This window comes from Candidatus Omnitrophota bacterium (assembly GCA_040755155.1).
Classification (GTDB): domain Bacteria; phylum Hinthialibacterota; class Hinthialibacteria; order Hinthialibacterales; family Hinthialibacteraceae; genus JBFMBP01.
The window spans coordinates 55,351-75,671 of record JBFMBP010000136.1 but is presented as its reverse complement, the minus strand read 5'-3'; the positions used below and the strand labels follow the sequence as shown (position 1 = coordinate 75,671).

Below are 20,321 nucleotides of genomic sequence, written 5' to 3'. Positions count from 1 at the left end.
ATCCGCGATTCGAATATTTCGTGGAATTCGAGTTATTTCGTATTATCGTGATTTGAAAACGCAATAGATATTAAGCCTATACACCGCTCTGGGATGAGTATTTCAAAAGGCAGGCAAGATGCCTGCGCTCCCAGGCTGCGTAAAATGAGTTAAAAATTTTGGAGGAAGGGAATGCGCTGGGATAAAATTCTAATTTTCCCTTTTGCGTCTCTTCGAAATCCCGCCGAGTTTTGATAAGATCGAAAAGTTGGATATTGTTCTTCTATGCGTATGTCTTCTATGATTTGAACTTCGAAATGGCGCGGTAGTTTGTTGAAAATGAGGAGAAACTAGGGATGAGTTCTACAAAGAAACTCTGGGTGACATCTATTGGCCGGAAAATCCTCATGGCCGTCACCGGCGTATTTCTGATATTGTTTCTCATTGGCCACATGTTGGGAAACCTTCAGATTTTCGCCGGTCCCGAACCCATCAACCGTTACGCGGCGTTCCTGCAAGGACTGGGCGAACTGCTCTGGGCGGTTCGTTTGACGCTTCTATTGGCGTTATTGGTTCACGTCTTCTTTTCCATCCAACTCACCTTGGAAAATTGGAACGCAAGGCCGGTTTCCTACCAGAACTTTGGGACGATTCAAGCGTCGCTCGCTTCCCGGACGATGATTTATACGGGGATTTTGGTTTTCGGCTTCATCGTCCTCCATATTTTGCATTACACGATGGGGAAGTTGCAACCGGAATATTTCCATATGATGGACGCGAAGGGGCGGCATGACGTTTACGCCATGTTGATTTACGGATTTCAAAATCCCTTTTATTCCATTTTGTATATCGTTCTCATGATTGCGTTGGGATTTCATCTCAGCCACGCCATCATGAGCGCCTGCGAGACGCTGGGCTTCAATCATCCCGCGTATTCCGCCTGCGTCAATCGAATCAGCCTCGTGGCAGGATGGGGAATCGCCTGCGGATACATCATCGTTCCCGTATCCGTTTTGTTGGGATGGCTGGGTATGCCGGCGGGAGGGAATTGATCATGCAATTGAACGCAAGAGTTCCAGAAGGTCCGCTTCAAGATAAATGGGACAATTACCGCGAGAATATGAAGCTGGTCAGTCCGGCGAATCGGCGGAAATTTAAGATCATCGTCGTCGGTTCCGGCCTTGCGGGCGCCAGCGCCGCGGCTTCGCTAGCCGAGTTGGGCTACGAGACGCAATGCTTCTGTTTTCAGGATTCGCCGCGCCGTGCGCACAGCATCGCCGCGCAGGGCGGCATCAATGCGGCGAAGAATTATCAAAACGACGGCGACAGCATCTGGCGCTTATTTTACGACACCATTAAGGGAGGCGATTTCCGCTCGCGGGAGAGCAACGTCTACCGCCTGGCGCAGGTCAGCAACAACATTATCGACCAATGCGTTGCACAGGGCGTTCCCTTTGCGCGGGAATACGGCGGAACCCTGGCCAACCGTTCTTTTGGCGGCGCCCAGGTTTCGCGCACGTTTTACGCTCGCGGCCAGACCGGCCAACAATTGTTGCTTGGCGCTTATTCCGCCCTCAGCCGCCAGATCGGGCTGGGCGCCGTCGATATGCGGACGCGCCACGAAATGCTCGATCTCGTCGTCGCCGATGGGCGCGCTTGCGGCATTATCACCCGCAACCTGATTAACGGCGCCATCGAACGCCATAACGCTCACGCCGTTATCATAGCCACTGGCGGCTATTCCAACGTTTTTTATCTATCGACCAACGCCAAGGGCTGCAACGTTACCGCCGCCTATCGCGCTTACAAAAGAGGCGCAGCATTCGCTAATCCTTGCTATACCCAGATTCATCCCACCTGCATCCCGGTTCACAGCGAGCGGCAGGCGAAATTAACCCTGATGTCCGAATCGTTGCGCAACGATGGACGCATCTGGGTTCCGAAAAAGAAAGGGGATAAGCGCCCCCCCAACAAGATACCGGAAGACGAACGGGATTATTTTTTGGAACGGAAATATCCCAGCTACGGTAACCTTGCTCCCCGCGACATCTCTTCCCGCAGCGCCAAGGAAGTTTGCGACGAAGGGCGCGGCGTCGGCGAATCCGGTTACGGCGTATACCTGGATTTCCGCGACGCCATCAATCGGCTAGGCGAGGATGTCATCAGCGAGCGCTACGGCAATCTTTTTCAAATGTACGAAAAGATTACGGACGAGAATCCTTATAAAGTCCCTATGCGCATCTTCCCCGCGCCCCATTATACGATGGGCGGTTTGTGGGTAGACTACGATCTGATGAGCACCATTCCCGGACTTTTCGTCGCCGGGGAAGCCAATTTTTCCGATCACGGCGCCAACCGCCTCGGCGCCAGCGCCCTGATGCAGGGATTGGCCGACGGTTATTTCATTCTGCCGAACACCATCGGGAATTATCTCGCTTCGCAAAAACCCGCGCTCGTGGACGTCAAGCATTCCGAATTCGAAAAGTGCGAGAAGGAAGTATGCGAAAAAATCAAGCGCATTCTTTCCGTAAAAGGGAAGCGTACGACCGGCGTTTTCCACCGCACGCTAGGGCGCTTAATGTGGGATTATTGCGGCATGAGCCGCAACGAGGCGGGTTTGAAGAAATGCTTGGAGGAGATTCCTCGCATCCGGGAGGATTTTTGGAAAAACGTTATCGTCACCGGAACAGGCGAACATTTCAATATGATGTTGGAGAGAGCGGGACGCATCGCCGATTTTCTCGAATTCGCCGAATTATTATGCTACGACGCGCTGGATCGCGACGAATCCTGCGGGGCCCATTTCCGCGAGGAGCACCAGACGGCGGAAGGGGAAGCCAAGCGCAACGACGCCGAATACAGCTACGTCAGCGCCTGGGAATACAAGGGCGCCGGCGAAAAACCCGTTCTTCATAAAGAACCCTTGAAATTCGAGTTTGTTCATATGGCGGAGAGGAGTTACAAGTAATGAATTTCACGCTCCACGTCTGGCGTCAAGCCGGTCCTCAAGCCCAAGGAAAAATGGTTACTTATCATGTGAAGGACATCAGTCCCGTAAGTTCCTTCTTTGAAATGCTGGATGTCCTCAACGCGCAACTCGTTGAAAGCGGCGAAGAAGCCATCGCCTACGAATCCGACTGCCTGGAAGGCATTTGCGGCTGTTGTTCCCTGATGATCAACGGCAAAGCCCACGGACCGGATCGTGGAACCACCACTTGCCAATTGCACATGCGCCGCTTCAAGGACGGCGATCATATCACCGTCGAACCCTGGCGCGCCAAGGCTTTTCCCATCATCCGCGATTTGGTCGTGGACCGCAGCGCCTTCGACCGTATTATGCAGGCGGGCGGCTTCGTTTCCGTCAATACCGGCGGCGCGCCGGACGGCAACGCCATTCCGATTTCCAAGGAAGAAGCGGATACGGCGATGGACGCTGCGCAGTGCATCGGCTGCGGCGCCTGCGTCGCTTCTTGCAAAAACGCATCCGCCATGCTTTTTGTGGCGGCGAAGGTTTCCCAATTCGCCCACTTGGTTCAAGGCTACTCCGAACGCCGCCGCCGCGTCCTTAACATGGTCGAAGCGATGGACAGGGAAGGCTTTGGCAATTGCACGAATCAGCACGAATGCGAAGCCGCCTGCCCCAAAGAGATCAGCGTCCGATTCATAGCGGAATTGAATCGCGAATATCTCACCGCCAATTTAACCAGCATATAATTCGCGCGGCGAGAAAAACATTTAAGCGATAGGGCGTACGAACGTGCGCCCTTTGCCGTTTTTATACCTTCTGCATTCGGTTAATAATCGGACGTATGAGAAGGTGGGCTACGCTTCGCTTTGAGCCCACCCTACACAAATATTCCTCAGGCGCAGCGTCGAAAACATTTATCCTTCAAAAACCCAAACTCAATTCCAATCGTTATATTGGATGATAAAGCGAAATAAATTGACGATCGGCGCGAGTTTTATCTACCAATTATGGAAGATATATCTTATCCAGGAGGCGGATCATGCGTCATTTTTTAATGGCGGGGCTTCTATTTACTTTGTCTATGCCCATTGTTGCGCAGGGTTATTCGATCCAGGACGCGGAGAACGATTTGCGCGAGTTGCAATTCGAGCGCTTGCGGCAGAATCTGAATCCGGCCCAGTTCGATGCGCCGGAAGAGAAGGCTTATGCGATCTATCTACTCGGCGCGGCGGCTTTCGACCAGGAGAAGTACGATGAGGCGTTATCTTATTACGAAACGCTGGTTGCGAACCATCCCCAATCGCGCTGGTTCGTTAAAGCCCGATACCGCCAAGCCGATTGTTTGATGTTTTTGAAGAAATACGCCGAAGCCGAGGCCATTTACGCCGCTGGAGCGGGGGGATTGTTGTCGGTTGCCCGCCGCTCGGAAATTGCGGATATCTTTATTCGTCACGCCGACCGGTTTTTCGCGCCGGAAAAGAAGAATCAGCCGCCCTCTTACGATTGCGCGCGCACGCTCTACGAACGCTCCTGTGAGATTCTTCTCAAAGGCCCTGCCTGGGAACGCGCTTCCTATCAAATCGCCATGACGCATTATCAAATGGGACAATGGAAAGAAGCGCGGTTGAAATTGCAGGAATTGATTCTCTATTACCGATCCGTTGTACTATCCGCCGCTTCCACCATCGATGCGCCGACGTCCGATAAGATTCCCAATCCATATCCCCAAGGCGGATATCTCGATCAAGCTTTGCTCAAAAGCGGCGAGGCGTCTTTTCAAATGGGCGATAAAATCGAAGCGCGGCGGGTATGGAAAAAGTTGCGCGATGCGGACGGGAAAAATTCCAAGCATCCCGAAATCATCGCCGAGGCGTCCTATAAAATCGCCAAGACCTATGGCGTTCCCGATCCGGAAAACGATAAAGACCTGTCGCTGGGCGTGAAGTACATTGACGAATATATCTCTTTATTCCCCAACCATGAAAACGTTCCCTTAGCCGCTTTAGAAAAAGCCCAAGCCTATTTCCATCGCCGCCAGTTCGATAAAGCTTTGGAAGCCGCGCAAACCATGCTGCAACAATACGCGAAACGGGCGACGCCGCCGCTGAACGCTGCGGCGGAATTTCTAATCGCCCGCTGTTTGTTGGAGCAAGAGAAATTCGACGAAGCTATAAAAGCCTTCGAGACTTTTCTCGCCAATCATCCCGTTGACGAAAATTGGCGGGAAGCGCAGCAATCCATCGTCTATACGCGCTACCGCAAAGTGGAAAGCCTGCAACGGCGGGCGGAAAAGGAGTTGGCGCGATGGAGGCGCGATATGCGCCAGGAGAATAAATCTCCCGGAAATGAATCGATTCCCGAAAGCGTTCTCGAATCCTTCAAAACGGCGCGGGCGGGATGGGAATCTTTTCAGCAGGCTTATCCCCTCGATGGGCGCGTTCCCAATATTCTCGTCCAGCTGGGCAAGAACGAGCGGTCTCTGCGCCGCTATGATGAGGCGATCGCTTTATGGAAAGACCTGGCTTCACGCTACCCGCAAAGCGAACAGGCTTCCAACGCGCTTTTCTTGATAGCGGATACTACGGAAAAGGAATTGGACGATCAGGAAAAAGCCATCGACCAGTATAAGGAAATTACGTTTGGGCCGTATCAGGAACAGGCGCAAGAACGCATTCGCCAATTGCAGGTGATATCATTATCGCTGGCTACGGAGCGCGCATTCCGCACCGATGAAAAACCCTTTGCGCGAGTGACGCTGCGCAATATCGAGAAAATCGTCTGCAAACTGTACCCGCTGGATTTACCCGCCTATTTCCAATCGCAGCATACCATCCGAGACGTGGAAAATCTGGACGTAAATTTAATCGCTCCCAATAAAGTATGGACGGCGACGCCGGAGAATTATCGTCCTTATAAAGAAATTTCGCTCTCGATTCCCATCTCCGTTCAAGGTCCCGGCGCCTGGGCGATCCAGGTGGAATCGGAAACGCTGCAAGGCACGGCGTTGTTGCTCGTTTCCGATCTGGCGGCGGCTATCAAAGGGGGGAAGGATGAAATTTTCGTTTACGCCGAAGACCAGCGCGCCGAGCAGATCGTCGAGGGGGCGGAGGTTCTTGTCAGCGATGGAAAGACGATCATCGCGCAGGGAAAGACTAATAAAGACGGCGTTTTTCACGCGCACCATCTGAAGGCGCTGGAGGCGAATCAGCTCTTCGTTTTCGCGTCCTATGACGGAAACTGGACGGGAGAGAGTCTCGATATTCAAAATACGTCTCCGGCGCTGCCCATGCAGCCTCGCGCTCAAATTTATTGCGACCGTTCCGTTTATCAACCGGGCGAAGAGGTCAATTACCGCGCTCTTGTACGCGAGATCGAAGAGGGACGACTCGCCATTCCAAGCGAATACGAATATGAAATCGCCGCAGTGGATTCGCGCGGGACGATTATTCATAAACAAACAAGCCGCCTTTCCGAATTCGGAACTATACATGGCGAATTTTTACTTGACGAATCCACGCCATTGGGAACCTACAACTTGGCGATCTCGCGCAAAGACGGCCCCTCTTATTCCGTATCCTTTGACGTGCGGAAATTCACGCTGCCTACAGCCCGCATCGAGATCGAGACGAAGCAGGATTGCTATTACTACGGCGATATCGTCGAGGGAACCATCCGCGTAAGCGATTTCTCCGGCAATCCTCTTCCCAGCGAAAAACTTATTTATAGCAATAGTATTTTACCTCAGGAAGAAATGTTCGAAGGTTTTACGGATGAGAAGGGTGAAATCAAATTTCGATTTGAAACATGGGATGCCAAAGATAAAGGCAATTTCTATATCAATGTTCAATATCCGAATCGGCAAATTCATAATTTCAAAGAAATTGTCCTTGTGGATACGGAATTTTATATTTTTATTAGTACGGTCAGATCAACTTACCTTGTCGACGAACCTTTCCAGGTGAATGTGGCGACAGTTAAAAGCAACAATATGTTAGAACTAATCAAAACGTCTATCAAAGTCAGTCTGCAACGTAAGAACGATGAAGAAGCCTACGAAACCGTTGAAGAGAAAATTGTTACGACTTCAGATAAACAAAACGTTCCCGCGACGGTTTCTTTCACGGCGAAGACGGGAGGGGACTATCAGATTTTCGCTGAAGGAACAGATAGTAAGGGAACGAATTATTCTTTGCCGATATTCGTTCATATCTCCGGTGAGGATGACGACAATAAACTTCTCATCCTAAGCGATCGAAACAGCTGCCAACAAGGGGAGACCGTCGAATTCACCGTTGTTTCGCGATTGCCGGATAATCTATGCTTAATTACGGGCGAGCGCGTAGGCGTTGTCGAATATCGCGTCGTCCAATTGAAAAAAGGCAAAAACGCCATTTCTTGGAAAATGGACGAACGCTATAGCCCATCCGCCGTTATTTCCTTAATGATGATGTCGGATAACCGTTTTTATTCCCGAAACATTCATTTCGATGTTCATCGCGGATTGGATGTCGTTATTACGCCCAACGCCGAATCCTACTCTCCGCGCGGCGAAGCGGAGTTTTCGATCGATATTCGCGATCATACAGGCGCTCCCGTAACGGCGGAATTCTCGCTTTCGCTTGTCGATGCGGCGTTTCTGGCGCTGTATCCAAATTATATGGGAATCTCGGACGAATATTTTCAACAAACTGGGCGGGGAAGAATGCTTCCCGCCGCTTCTTCGGCGGAATTCAAGTATGAAGGTGCGATTCGTCCCATCAGCGAAGACATTTTGGCGGAAGTGGCGAAACAGGCGGAAGAGGAATTATTGCAAGATAAGGACAGGGGCGAAGGTTTGCGCGCCGGGCGGGAACTGCGCAGGCGATCGGAAACCGCCGCCGCGTTGAGCGAACGGAGTTTAGGATTGCCTGCCGCTCCATCCGCTCCAGAACTGAGGGGAGCCTTATCGGATTTGAAAGCGGGCTTAGATGTTGTCAGTCAAGAACGTTATGAGGCGAAAGGGGCCGATAAAGATGTTATGCTATCTGCCGTAGCGCCGATTGACGCTGGCAGCAATATGGGGGATCAATACGGCGGTTATTATTTCGCCAAATACGCTTATTCCGGCGAATCGCCTATCCAAATCCGCAAAGATTTCCCCACCTCCGCCTATTTCAACGCTTCCATTATTACCGATGAAAAAGGGCAAGCGAAGGTTCGCGTTCCTTTGCCCGACTCGCTGACGACATGGGAAGCGCAGGCGGTGGCGGTGACGAAAGATACGCTCATCAATAAGGCCGAGAAGAAGATCGTCGTCGATAAATCCTATCGCGTCGAATTGGAGACGCCGGATTATTTAGTGGAAGGCGATCAATCGTCTGGCCTGGTTGTCGTGCGCAACAATACCGCCCAAAAACAACAAGGCCAAACTACCTTCACTCAAACGATCAGCGATCGTCCGCATAAGACCGCCTGGGACGAATCGCTGGAGCCGTCGGGCATCCATAAGCAGACGGTTCCCTTGCTTGCGGAGGCGGCGGGAGACGCAACATTGACGTTGGAAAGCCGAACACCGCAAGAGGGCGACGCCGTGAGCAAGACGCTCTCCATTCTGCCGTGGGGCGTTCCTATCCGCGCCGGCAAATCGGGCGTCGCGAGCGACAACGCCATCATCGATAATCTTTCTCTTCCTTCCAAAGTGGATTATTCGCGCATTGGCATGTGGATCGGCGTCAGCGGGACGGGAGATATTTCTTTGCTGCGCCCCGCCTGGACGCAGGAGGACGGCGCATTCTCTACTCGCGCTCAAATCGAAAAAGGATTGGCGGCGCTGGCCGCTTGGGAATGCGCAGATAAGGTGAAGAAGAATGCACAGGTTCCAGCGGAATTATTGAAAAACATCGTTGACGCTTCGACTCGGCGAGCCATTGCATCCCAAAACGAACAAGGATTATGGGCATGGGGCGGAGGACGCGAAGCCGCGTCGGATATCGTAACTACGGCGCGCGCCATCGAACTGCTGCAAAGAGCCAAACAGCATGGCTTTAACGTCCCGGATAAAATTTTCGAATCGACGTTAGCCCAACTCGCCGAACGCTATCAACAAACCGCCGACGACGGCGAGAAAGCGCGCATCCTCTATGCTTGGTCGCTGATTCAACCGCCGGACTTCACCTTCGCGAACCGCATTCATCGCAACCTGGCGCGTCTGGATGCTTTCGACGCTTCCATGCTTGGATTAACCTGGTTCAATATGGGGCGCGGCGAAAAAGCCGTCGAGGCGCTTAATCTGTTATTGGAATCTACGGGTATCGCCAATCCTAGCAGCGAGAGGGAAGAGAAGAGAGAGAGTCCTACCGCCAAACCCGCTTATTTCGCCAGCCGCCAGGAAATCGCCGCCAACGTTGCGCGGCTTTATTTCCAATTGCCTCCCACCATCCGCACGGAAAAACAGACGCAGCGCTTTTTGGCGGAACTGACGGCGGATTCCATCCATCTACTGCGGGAAGCAGCGCCGCCGTTGGGAGTGCGGATGCAAGCCCTTTCCGCCTATTTGCAAGCGGCGGCGGAAGAGACGCAGGCGTTTGCATTGACGATTAACGTAAACGGCCAAAAAGCGCTGCAATATCGTTCTTCCCAATCCGTTTTTCCATATCAAAAAATCGAAATCGATCCTAGCTGGATCAAACCGGCGAGCAATCGCGTTGAATTTCTCTTCGATGGCAAAGGAAGTTGCCGCTATTCCGCCGTGATGGAAGGTTGGACGAAGCAAGACGTGAAACCGCAGGAATGGATCGAACCGCAAGACAGGCTATTCGCCAATGTTTACAGAAAATACGAGCATGGCCCCATGACTTATAAGAACCAGGATCTCCCTCGCGGCTACAGCGTCGTGGAGGGATCATATCAAGGAGTAAAAAATCAGATCGAAGAGGTTGCCGCCGGGGATCGAGTCAATATCCGGCTGCAAATCGACGGACGCCGGGAGACGAATTATCTTATCATTGAAGATCATATTCCCGCCGGATTTTTCTTGGAGAAGAATTCCGTTCGCGGTCCGGTGGATCGTTTCGAACAACAAGGCAATACGCTTGTTTTTTACCTGCGTGGACCTTATTGGAACTATACGATCGACTATCAACTGCGCGCCCGTTTCGCGGGAACCTATCGCGCCGCTCCTGCTTTTATGACGACCGTGGAGAAGCCGGAACAACTTTACGCTGCGGATTCCCAATCCATCGCCATCCTGCCAGAAGGCGAGAAGCCCAAACGGGAATACAATCCTACGCCGGACGAAATGTATTATCTTGGCGTCAAGCATTTCGACGACAAAGATTACGAACCGGCTAAGCGCTTTTTGACTATGCTTTTCAACGGCTATTCTTTACGTCCCGAACCTTACTTGGATGCGGCTAGAAAATTGTTCCAGATTCATTTGCAAGGCGGCGACGCCAAGGAATTGGTGCGTTATTTCGAGATCATCAAGGAGCGGGATAAAGAATTTGAAATTCAGTTCGACCAAATTGGAAAATTAGCCCAAGCCTATCGCAACATTGGCGAATGCGAACGGGCGGTGTATGTCTATCGCTCGCTGCTCGATGGATTGTTTTTGCAGGAAGGCGCCGTCAGCGGAACGCTGCAAGAGGTCAACCGCTATCGCGAGTCATTGGATTACCGCAAGCAATTGATTATGGAATATCCCGACATCCCCAATGTGCAGACTGCCGTCTATTCCACGGGAACGATCATCTATCAGAATGTGGATCAATGGGCCAAGGAGACGAATTTCATTCAATCCGGCCATACGAAAAAGGACCTGCTAGCCGAAGCCGTGGGCATGATTGAGTCGTTTATGGCTCTGTATCCGCGCAATCCGATGGCGGACGAGGCGGGATACACGTTGCTGAATCTATGGCTCGATCAAAAGAATTTCGCGACCGCCGCCCGGCTGGCGCAAGCCTTCGCCAAGCGATTTGCGGCGAGCGCGTATCTTGACAGTTTCGATTACCTGGCCGCCTATGCCGAATTCCAATTGGAACAATATCCCCAAGCGCTGGAATTGGCGCAGAAAGTTTCGACGCAAGATTATCCTGCGCCCGGCGGCGGTTCGCGCAAAAGCGAGGAAGCCAACGCAGCCATCCTGATGGCGGGGAAAATCCTACATGCGGCGGGCGATTTCGACCGCGCTCTCGAACAATACGAGCGGGTGAAAGAAGCGTTCGGCGACGCCGTCCTATCTCTTGACCACCTGACCGATAAAGGCCTCAAAATGGAGGATGTAACAACCTTCCACGGCGCCGATCCCGCTTCCATCGCGTTACGACATAAAAATTTGGATGCCGCCGATCTGCGCGTTTATAAGGTGGATTTGATGAAGTTCTATCTTTCCGAACGCGATTTGGAACGCATGACGCACATCAACCTCGCGGGCATTCAGCCCATCGTGGAAAAGATGCTCGATTGGAAAAGCGCGAAAAAATTCGAATGGAACGAATCGAAAATCGACTTGCAACTAAAAGAACCCGGCGCCTATCTCGTCGTACTCAGCGGCAACGGATTGTTAACTTCCGGCATGGTCTTACGCAGCGATTTGGAGGTGGAAGTGCAGGAAGACGCGGCGCAAGGAATCGTGCGCGTCAATGCGCAAACAGGCCAGCCGCCGAAATTGGTCAAAGACGTAAAAATCCAAGTGCGGGGCGGCCGCAACGATAAATTCATCGCCGGGGAAACGGACTTGCGCGGGGTTTTCACAGCGGAAGACGTGCAAGGCGCCGTAACGGTGCTTGCGCAACTGGGCGATCAATATGGCTTCTATCGCGGAACTCAGGAACTAGGCCCACCGCCGGAAGCGGCGGGAAAGCCGGTGGAGAAAATGGTTCAACAAGCAGAAGAACTCGCTCGTCCCATGAAAGATATGGACGCCTTGGGCAGCAACTTCTACCGCTTGCAGCAAGTGCAGCAACGGCAAATCCAGCTTTGGAACGACGCCACCAATCCTATGAACAACAGTCTAAGAACGCAGAAGGCGAATTCGTTGTATTGAAGGGGATGGTTCAATCAATCGATATAACTGAACATCACTCATTCTTCTCATGTCAGTATGGGCGATGGATGTTTAAATTCGGAATCATCCTATAATGCCGGATATTTTTACTGAATAAGGTCAATCCATTTTCGGAAGCGGTCGCAGCAATTAGGGCGTCTGGAATTTCCAAACTATAACTTAAAGAAAACATAATCATCCACTCATATGCCTTGTTAGCGATAGAATGATTCAACGGAAGAATATGAAAACGTTCAAGAAATTGTTGAATCGTTCTTAATTCTGCTGAATTTCGGCTTCCTCGAATAAGTTCCATGGCTGTGATTACGCAGATGGGGATCGTTTCGTCTTCAAATAAGTCAAATAGAAATTGTTCTGCGGCTTTATCGCCGCGAAGAGAGTCGATCAGAATATCCGTATCGATCAATCCTTTTTTGTTAACCGTTGGTTCCAACGCTCTCTTTCCTTTCTAATCCATTCTTCACTATTCGCCATATCCTCGCGGTCCTTCCACATTCCCCAGCAAGGCAGCTGCTTGAATTCTTCTAAGGAAAGCGTTGGTTTGTCTGGTCGATCCGCATTCGCCAATTCGATGCGTATAATCACTTCCGCGCCTTCCGGCAGCGGCAGCGGTTCCGTTAGGATGATATTGGAGCCATGTATAACACCCCGCGCGACTTCAACCATTTTAATTCCCTACCATCTTTTTATTCGTATTTTAGCATTAAATAAATTCGAAAAATCAGATAATGGAATTTTTTCTGCGAGGATAAAGGCGATGGAATAATACGTCTTCTATCATCACTCCTTGCCAAATCTCGCCAAATAATGGGAAAGGAAATTAAAAGTCGGTTTCGCGAGCAGAATATTATTTCTGAGTGACAAGTCAAAGTATCAGATTCGGCTCATGGCGGCGAAATCGAAATTCCGAAATGCTTCCTCCAAAGCGATTTCTCCCTTGGCGGCGCGCAGCAATTCGTCCGCCGCTTCTGGTCCCGCCCAACATAATATCGTTTCCATCCATGCCTCTTTGACGTTTACCGGCGGCGTTTTGATGTTCCCGTGGAAGGAAAGATGTTTGCGGATGATGCGGGAAGCTTTCTTGACCGCCTTGGCGTCCCACAGATTCTCGCCCGACCACGGCGTTTCCGGCTTGGGCGCAAAAGGCGAAACCGTTACCGTCATGCGTCCGCCCCCAGCGCCGCAAAAGGCTTGTTCGATCTGGCGGACGAAGCGGATGATGTCATCCGCTTCCCGCATCGGATCGCCATCGGGAACGCCGAGGAGGAAATACAATTTCAAATGGGGAAAGCCGCGCCGTCCCGCCATCTCCGCCAATCGCAGGTATTTCTCGTCGCTCACGCCTTTCCCCATGCGCCGCCGCGATTCAATATTTCCCGTTTCCGGCGCGATGGTGATGGTTTGCTGGCCGCCTTCGCGCAGGGAATCGAGCAAGCGCTCACTGATCTTTTCCGCCCGCAGCGAGGAGGTCGAAACCTGTTTTCCCCGTTTTACCAGCCATTCCACGATATCTTCAACGCGGGGATGATCGGCCACGGCGGCGCCCAACAATCCCGCTTTGGAGAACGAATCCAAATGCCGCTCCAACGCCGCCGTCAGCGCATCGAAATCACGGTAGCGTGCAGACCCGCCTTGAGGGGGAACGATGCAGAACTTGCAGCGGTAATGGCATCCCCGCGACAATTCCAATAGAAACGCGCCCCCGAATTCGTCTCTTTGCGAGTGGATGACGGTATGGCAGGGAAAGGCGTCGAGCGCATCCAGGCGGTGAATCGTCCATTGGCGGCGTTCGAAAACGCCATGAATGGCAGGCGCATAGACGTGAGGAATCGCCGCCAACGACTCCAGCGCCATTCGCCGCGAGTTTGCCGTCTCCTCCAAAACCGGCGCTATCTTTTGGACGATCGTTTCCGCTTCCCCCAACACGATGGCGTCTGCTATGCGCGACAGCAGCGCGGGATTGGAAGACGCCGCCTGACCACCGAGGATCACAAGCGGCGCGTTTTCTCCCCGCTGCGCCGCCAGCGGTTCGACGCCGCCGCGCAGCATCATGCTTATGAGATTAAAAAGGTCCAATTCGTACGTATAGGAAGCCGCCAGATAGGGAAAACGAAAAAGCGGCGTCCGGTTTTCGACGCTGCGGGTCTCTCTTCCTTTTTTATCCCAAAAAATTCTTTCCACGGAAAAACCCGATTCCCGGAACTGTCTATAGACCTGCTGAAATCCCAGGTTCGCCATTCCGATGGAATATTCGTTGGGATACATTAGCCCGATTGGGCCATGCGGGGTTTGGGGATAGGTGAGCAAATGCTTCTCCTCCGCGATCCAATCCCAAAAACTCATCGCTTCTCCTTTGATGATGAAATGATCTATCGGCATCCCATTATAATTCGAACATCGCGATTGGAAGCCGGAAGAGACGAGACGCGGACTGGGAAAGATGAACGGAGATATGGATTAATGAATGCGCCATTCCTCGACGGCGGAAGAAGGTTCGAGCAAATTCTCTTTCACTGCCGCCTGGATTTCGGCGTTGACGCTGCGGTTGGATAGGAATATCTCGATGCCGCCTTCGCGTTCGACTTGATCCAAAACAGCTTGCAGCCACGCCGGATCGACCCAATAGCCCGCTTCCAGCGATAAAAGGTAATCCGACATGATTTTCTCTTGATCCACGCCCAGCAGCAGATAGAGCAAAGCGGTAGTAATTCCCGTACGGTCTTTTCCCAATGTGCAATGATATAAAATCGGCAGATTTTGGGGATTGGCGATATCCTTAAAAACGCCCGCGATGGAAGGAGCATAGGTGTTGACGATATCGAGATAGATTTCCTCCAGCGTGGCGAAGCTGCCGATGACGATGGGAAGCGGTTTATATTCGACCTTTTCCAGAATGCAGGGCGCATCGGGATTAGCCCAAATTTCCCCTTCCGAACGCAGATCCAAAACGGTGCGCAGCCCTAGCGAATGCAAACGTACGCAATCATCCTCCGTCGCTTCCGCCAAACGGCTGCAACGGAACAGAATCCCCGGACGAATCCGCAGGCCGTCTTTCGTCGTCAATCCTCCCACGTCGCGCATATTTTGGGGGCCGGCTAATTCGATCCAGCGAGAATCGCCGTCGGAATAAGTAGAGGAGGAAGAAATCCATAATCCCAATAATAAGAATAAGATTCCTCTATAAAAATGACGATATATTTTGAATCGGCGAATTTTCATTTGTTTATCGCTGCCTTTTCTCTCAATACGATAACTATTTTATACGGAAAACGATTCATGTCAAAATAATACGGTTACATAAATTGTATAGATCGAAATCAATCGATCCGCCGCCGCCAAATTTAACATGCCATGTTCTCCTTGCATGGAAAACAGAGGGCGCTAGGATTTTTACTCCAATGCTTCGCCGCTAAGGAGACGCTGCATGTATCCCGTTCCCGGCCATTTGGCCTTTTCCGTTTTAGGCGCTCGTTTGTTCAAGGCGGAGTGGCTTCCCGTCGTCTTGGGCGCCTTTTTGCCGGATTTGATTGACAAGCCTTTGAACGACGTCCTTCATTGGACGCCATACGGACGCTGCTTCATGCATAGTTGGCTGGGATTAGGCTTATGCGTAATGGCGGCCTGTTATTTTTGGGGGAAGAAAACCGCTTGGTCTTATGGATTCGGCCACTTGGCTCATCTTATCGCCGATATGGATTTCAATCCCTGGTTCTGGCCTTTTGTCCGCTACGATTGGCCTCCAGGCATCGACATTCTCGACATCCCCACTCATTTTTGGAGCATTTTTAAGCCGTTTCCCATCTTCCTGGAAACCTTGCTGCTCGGATCGGCGGCGTTCTTATTTACGCGATGGGGCCAAAAACGGCGCATGCAGGCGGGTGCCTTAACCTTGTTCGTTCTTATTGCGGTTTATCGCATTTTTTGGGCGTTTCAATACAACCATAGCCGTATTTGACGAATAAAGCGGGCTTTTCATTCCGGCTTGCGGCAAACGAAATGGATGCGTTCGCATTTCTCTTCCACCGGCTTTTGGGTCATATTATGGAAGGCGCCTAACGTATCGAATCCCTCGTTGTGCAACATTTCCAGAAGATCCGATGTAGGATAGACGCGCTGGGTGTGCATTTCGATCTGCTTTTTATATTGTCCATCCTCTTCGTAAAATACCGTCACTTTGGAATTGCATATTTTCTTGATGACATCGTATTCGTTTTCCCAGATATAGGAGGCTTTGTCGAAATTCTCCGCGAACGTATACCCGGCGAAATTATGCAATAGATTGTATTCCGTGGTTACGTCGAAAATAAAAACGCCGCCGGGCCGCAGATGCTTATAAACGTCGGTGAAACAACTTATAAGCCCGTTTTCATCTAGAATATAGTTGAGACTGTCGTAGAGACAGGCGATTAAATCGAAATTTCGCGGCAGCTTCAGACGGGAAAAGGACTCCATGGAAGTTCGATACAAGGGAACGGCGAATCCCGCTTTCTTGAATTTTTCACTCGCGAGGCGCAACATGGTTTCGGAGAGATCAAGGCCCGACGCTTCATAGCCATTTTTGAGCAAACACAACAACATGCTGCCGGAGCCGCAGGCTAAATCGAGAATCTTATTGACTTTGACGCCGTAACGATTCGCCAGGTCGATGAGATGCCGCGACCAGCCTTCGTAATCCACGTCCCGCATCACTTGGTCGTAAATTTCCGCAAAAGCCGAATAGACGGGGTATTTGGCCATCGGTTACCGTTCCTGTTTGGATTGAGCCATGAGTTGAGAATAGAGTTGCAGCATCTCATCCGCGTTTTTCGCTATGGATTTTACCTCGGGGATGCGCGCCCGCAAGAAATCCAGCCTCTCCGGACGATCAATGAAGGATTGGACCACGGCGTTGAGGCTATCCGGATCGCGGCTTCGGAAGGTCAATCCTCCGCCTTCCCGCACAAGTTCCGCCATGCCTCCCGCATCCGCCGTAATGACGGGCAGACGGGCGAGAAACGCCTCATGGATGGTGAGCGGCGAATTTTCCCGCCAGATGGAAGGCATTATCAGGCAATCCAATTGCGCCAGAATTTCGAATACGGATTCCGGGGCGTATTTTCCGCGAAATTCCACCGCCGGTCCGGCGAACGCCCGCAGGCAGGATTCGTAGTCTTCATAGCCGTCGTATCCGGGGAAATATCCATAAACAAACAGCTTCGCTTTCGCTGCATCGACGCCGCGAAAAGCTTTCAATGCGACGTCCAACCCCTTGGAAGGTATCCAGGTGCCGATATAGCCGAATCGCATCGGACCTTCGCGCGGAGTTCGCGAAACGGCTTCCGGAAAAACGAATCCATAATCGGAGTAGATCGTTTTGTTCTCCGGCAAGCCGTAGCGGATAAAAAAATCCCGCAAATATCGCGACGGCGAAATAAACATATCCACATCGTCCCATACGCGACGAATCCAATTTTTGCGATGGCTTATCCCTTCTTTCGCTCTCTCGGAGAAAGCCGCCGCCGCCTCGGCGGCGAAAGAAACGGCTTGCGCTCCCAATTCCCGCAGCTGGCGCAGGCGCGGGGGAAGAGGATCGCCGGCGGCGGTTTCGGCATAATGGATGACGGGGGCGCGCCATCCAGCGGTTCCAAATTGATTGTCTCCCGTTTCCGCCTCTACGCGGAGAATGAGGCGGTCATTCTCTCCGTTCATTGGAGCAAGGGAGATAGCGATAGGATGCCAACCTTGATGACTAACCTCTTTTTTGGGATTCAGAAGACGGGAAAAGAGTATTTCCTCATTGCGGATAATCTCGAAGCGAACGCCGCCGCCGGGCTGGGAGTAAGTATTCGGGTGCATGGCTATAGCGGTCGTAAGCAGAGCCGGACGCAGCATGTTCAAGGGATATACGATTTCGGCGGGAGGGTGGGTAAGCAATGTCTCGCCAGGCGCATCGCCTAATTCGAAGCAGGCCAATCCGACGAATGCCGGATTTTCCGTTACGATTTTCGCATGCTTCAGCTGGCGCAGATCGACGTCGGCGCCCGATGAGGTTTTCGTTTTTTCGATCAAACGGGATAAAAGCCGCTGCGCTCCGCCGCGCAGCAGCGGCATGGCCAGGCAAGATCGGCAATCCTCATCGGAAGGGCCATGACAGTGCGACAAATCCCGCTTCAAAAGCTGGCCTCTCTGGCAAAGCAGCCAGTAATCGTGAAGCGTGAATATCCGCACGGCGCCATAGGCCTTGGCTTCTTTGACAAACGATAACGATAAGTTGGTTAAATGATTGAAATGGACGACATCGGGTTGAAATTCGCGCAAAAAATAGCCGAATTTCGCCGCGATGGCGTTATTCAGATAAATATCTTGAAAGGTTCGGGAGTATCGATAAGTATGGTTGATTTTGAAGGTAGGAATTCCATCGTAATTCGAATATTGCAGGGAATATTCATCATCTTTCGCGTCGCTATAACGATAAAAAACGCCGACTTCGCATCTGCGCCGTTGCAGTTCCTTCGCAAGATTGTAGACGTAAATTTCCGAACCGGCGAAACTTTCCGGCGGGAAAGCGTGATTGACGAACAGGATTTTCATAACGGGGAAATCCGGCGATTAATTTCAGCGCAAGTAGAATCGAATACCATTTCCAATCGAGTATATTCATTCACCGAGGAAGAAAAAAGCCCGATGACGCGAATCACCGGGCTATTAAAGTTATATGGAAAATAAAGGAATTTTTTAGAGATTAGCGACTTTTTGCTGATCGTACATCTGCAACTTGCGGTGAAGCGTGGCGCGGTTGATATCGAGAATTTGCGCTGCTTTCACCTTATTGCCTCGCGTAGCGTCCATGACGCGAAGAATATACCGCCGTTCGATTTCATCGATGGTGGGCAATTCGTCTACGGAAGCGCCGATGAAAATGCTGCCGACTTCATCGTGGAATTGCTTGGGCAGATGCTTGGGTTCGATCGGATTGCCGCCGGAGACGAGGGCGGAAAATTCCAAGCAATTCTCCAATTCGCGGATATTGCCGGGCCAATGATATTCCATTAACAGCTTCAGCGCCTCTTCCGTAATCTTCATACCTTCCTCGCCCCTCTCCTGGGACATCGTTAAAAGGATGGTTTTGGTTAAAACGGGGATATCCTCCACCCGGCGGCGCAACGGTGGGATATGCAGCGTAAAGCGATTCAAGCGGAAATAAAGGTCTTCCGAAAATTCGCCTTTGGCTACCGCTTCGTCGAGCGGAACGCTGGTAGAAGCGAAAATGCGAACGTCCGCTTTGCAAACCGTACGCGAATTCACTCGCGTGAACGTGTTGTCTTCCAGAAAACGCTGCAATTTGCCTTGCACATTGGGAGAGATCACGCCGATCTCGTCCAGAAGCAGCGTACCGGATTCGCACATATCCAGAAGCGTTTGTTCTTCTTCCGTTTCCCCGTTAGTTGGTTCGCCCCGTCCGAAAAGTTCAACGGCGAGATCCTCGCTGGAGAAAGAACGGCAATTGATGGAATAAAAGGGACCGTGGCGGCGGGCGCTGTTTTCATGAATCGTTTTCGCCAGCAATTCTTTTCCCGTACCGATCGCGCCGACGAAAAGAATGCTATCCTCGCGCGTGGAGAGGATATTGGCCAAACGAACGACGTCCTTCATTTCCGGCGATTTGACGATGATCGGCCCGAAACGTTCCATAGAAGAATCCGGACTTTCGTACCGAGCCAGACGCTTCTTCAGAAGCTGAGAATCCATAGCCCGTTCCAAAAGGATCGTAATCTCCTCGGCGGATGTTGGCGTAGTAATAAAATACCCGCTGACCTTCTTGGCCCATGCGAAAGCTTCTTCCGATTTTCCTTCGGCCGCGACGATGATGATTTCCGATCCTGCGTTTTCCAACTCCGGGTCGTTATTTGCGAATTTTTGATAATACGCTTCGCAAAACGACAAATCCAGCAACAATGCTTTCGCCGGGGCTTTCGATGTGATCTTCAGTAACTTTTCGAGGTCGTCGGCGCATACGACTTTACATCCTGCTTTCATGAGCGCATCGGTCAAATTATTCGCCGTTTTTCCTTTTGGCGATAATATTGCGATGCACACGCCTTTGAGGTTTTCTTTTGATTGCGTTTTATTCTTCATGCTATTAACTCTCCCAAAAATATTTATACTGCTTTATATCAATGAAAAAATACTTTTTTAGCCGCTAATTTCTTTGGTTATATTCATTATACCAAATACAAATAAATAAGGAAATAGATACGGCTCTTTTTTTCTCATTAATTTTTTCAATAAAGAAAAAAATACTTTCAGATGTTGCTATATATTATTATATTTGAAACCATTTCTTAAACAAAC

12 protein-coding genes are annotated in these 20,321 nt (G+C 51.2%); 5 read left to right on the top strand and 7 right to left on the bottom strand.

The features are described 5' to 3' along the window. Positions 1-335: 335 nt before the first annotated feature. From AB1656_20515 to AB1656_20500, 4 genes are all read left to right on the top strand, one after another. Positions 336-1,031 (top strand): succinate dehydrogenase cytochrome b subunit, encoded by a 696-nt coding sequence (locus AB1656_20515; protein ID MEW6237777.1) that lies wholly within the window; start codon positions 336-338, stop codon positions 1,029-1,031. A gap of 2 nt (positions 1,032-1,033) precedes the next feature. Next, the gene (locus AB1656_20510; protein MEW6237776.1) at positions 1,034-2,947 is read left to right on the top strand and encodes a fumarate reductase/succinate dehydrogenase flavoprotein subunit; all 1,914 of its coding nucleotides are present in this window, start codon (positions 1,034-1,036) and stop codon (positions 2,945-2,947) included. After that, positions 2,947-3,693: a succinate dehydrogenase/fumarate reductase iron-sulfur subunit gene (locus AB1656_20505; GenBank protein ID MEW6237775.1), complete on the top strand. Its 747-nt coding sequence runs from the start codon at positions 2,947-2,949 to the stop codon at positions 3,691-3,693. The genes AB1656_20510 and AB1656_20505 overlap by 1 nt, the downstream gene beginning before the upstream one ends. 293 nt (positions 3,694-3,986) lie before the next feature. Further along, entirely contained in the window at positions 3,987-11,969 is a 7,983-nt protein-coding gene (locus tag AB1656_20500; GenBank protein ID MEW6237774.1) for a tetratricopeptide repeat protein, read from the top strand. Between the two features lie 52 nt (positions 11,970-12,021). Here the strand turns inward: AB1656_20500 and AB1656_20495 are convergent, their stop codons facing one another. From AB1656_20495 to AB1656_20480, 4 genes are all read right to left on the bottom strand, one after another. Then, positions 12,022-12,423: a type II toxin-antitoxin system VapC family toxin gene (locus AB1656_20495; protein ID MEW6237773.1), complete on the bottom strand. Its 402-nt coding sequence runs from the start codon at positions 12,421-12,423 to the stop codon at positions 12,022-12,024. Beyond that, positions 12,393-12,656, bottom strand: coding sequence for a hypothetical protein (locus AB1656_20490; GenBank protein MEW6237772.1), 264 nt, complete (start codon positions 12,654-12,656; stop codon positions 12,393-12,395). Before AB1656_20490 ends, AB1656_20495 begins: the two co-directional genes overlap by 31 nt. A gap of 207 nt (positions 12,657-12,863) precedes the next feature. Next, on the bottom strand, positions 12,864-14,333 hold the full coding sequence (locus tag AB1656_20485) for a radical SAM protein (GenBank protein ID MEW6237771.1): 1,470 nt from the start codon (positions 14,331-14,333) through the stop codon (positions 12,864-12,866). A 114-nt stretch (positions 14,334-14,447) separates the two neighbouring features. After that, positions 14,448-15,149: a tyrosine-protein phosphatase gene (locus tag AB1656_20480; GenBank protein ID MEW6237770.1), complete on the bottom strand. Its 702-nt coding sequence runs from the start codon at positions 15,147-15,149 to the stop codon at positions 14,448-14,450. A 265-nt stretch (positions 15,150-15,414) separates the two neighbouring features. Here AB1656_20480 and AB1656_20475 point away from each other — a divergent pair, with 265 nt between their 5' ends. Continuing rightward, entirely contained in the window at positions 15,415-15,945 is a 531-nt protein-coding gene (locus AB1656_20475) for a hypothetical protein (protein MEW6237769.1), read from the top strand. Positions 15,946-15,962: 17 nt separating this feature from the next. Here AB1656_20475 and AB1656_20470 read toward each other — a convergent pair whose 3' ends face one another. The 3 genes from AB1656_20470 to AB1656_20460 form a co-directional block, all read right to left on the bottom strand. Continuing rightward, entirely contained in the window at positions 15,963-16,727 is a 765-nt protein-coding gene (locus tag AB1656_20470; GenBank protein MEW6237768.1) for a class I SAM-dependent methyltransferase, read from the bottom strand. Between the two features lie 3 nt (positions 16,728-16,730). Continuing rightward, positions 16,731-18,560, bottom strand: coding sequence for a glycosyltransferase (locus tag AB1656_20465; GenBank protein MEW6237767.1), 1,830 nt, complete (start codon positions 18,558-18,560; stop codon positions 16,731-16,733). Positions 18,561-18,704: 144 nt separating this feature from the next. Continuing rightward, the gene (locus tag AB1656_20460; protein MEW6237766.1) at positions 18,705-20,105 is read right to left on the bottom strand and encodes a sigma-54 dependent transcriptional regulator; all 1,401 of its coding nucleotides are present in this window, start codon (positions 20,103-20,105) and stop codon (positions 18,705-18,707) included. Positions 20,106-20,321: the final 216 nt, after the last annotated feature.

Excerpts from the sequence above, each read along its gene's own strand:
- AB1656_20465 (MEW6237767.1), bottom strand. The coding sequence starts at position 18,560 with ATGAAAATCCTGTTCGTCAATCACGCTTTCCCGCCGGAAAGTTTCGCC.
- AB1656_20485 (MEW6237771.1), bottom strand. The coding sequence starts at position 14,333 with ATGAGTTTTTGGGATTGGATCGCGGAGGAGAAGCATTTGCTCACCTAT.
- AB1656_20470 (MEW6237768.1), bottom strand. The coding sequence starts at position 16,727 with ATGGCCAAATACCCCGTCTATTCGGCTTTTGCGGAAATTTACGACCAA.
- AB1656_20500 (MEW6237774.1), top strand. The coding sequence starts at position 3,987 with ATGCGTCATTTTTTAATGGCGGGGCTTCTATTTACTTTGTCTATGCCC.
- AB1656_20515 (MEW6237777.1), top strand. The coding sequence starts at position 336 with ATGAGTTCTACAAAGAAACTCTGGGTGACATCTATTGGCCGGAAAATC.
- AB1656_20490 (MEW6237772.1), bottom strand. The coding sequence starts at position 12,656 with ATGGTTGAAGTCGCGCGGGGTGTTATACATGGCTCCAATATCATCCTA.
- AB1656_20460 (MEW6237766.1), bottom strand. The coding sequence starts at position 20,105 with ATGAAGAATAAAACGCAATCAAAAGAAAACCTCAAAGGCGTGTGCATC.
- AB1656_20510 (MEW6237776.1), top strand. The coding sequence starts at position 1,034 with ATGCAATTGAACGCAAGAGTTCCAGAAGGTCCGCTTCAAGATAAATGG.
- AB1656_20475 (MEW6237769.1), top strand. The coding sequence starts at position 15,415 with ATGTATCCCGTTCCCGGCCATTTGGCCTTTTCCGTTTTAGGCGCTCGT.
- AB1656_20505 (MEW6237775.1), top strand. The coding sequence starts at position 2,947 with ATGAATTTCACGCTCCACGTCTGGCGTCAAGCCGGTCCTCAAGCCCAA.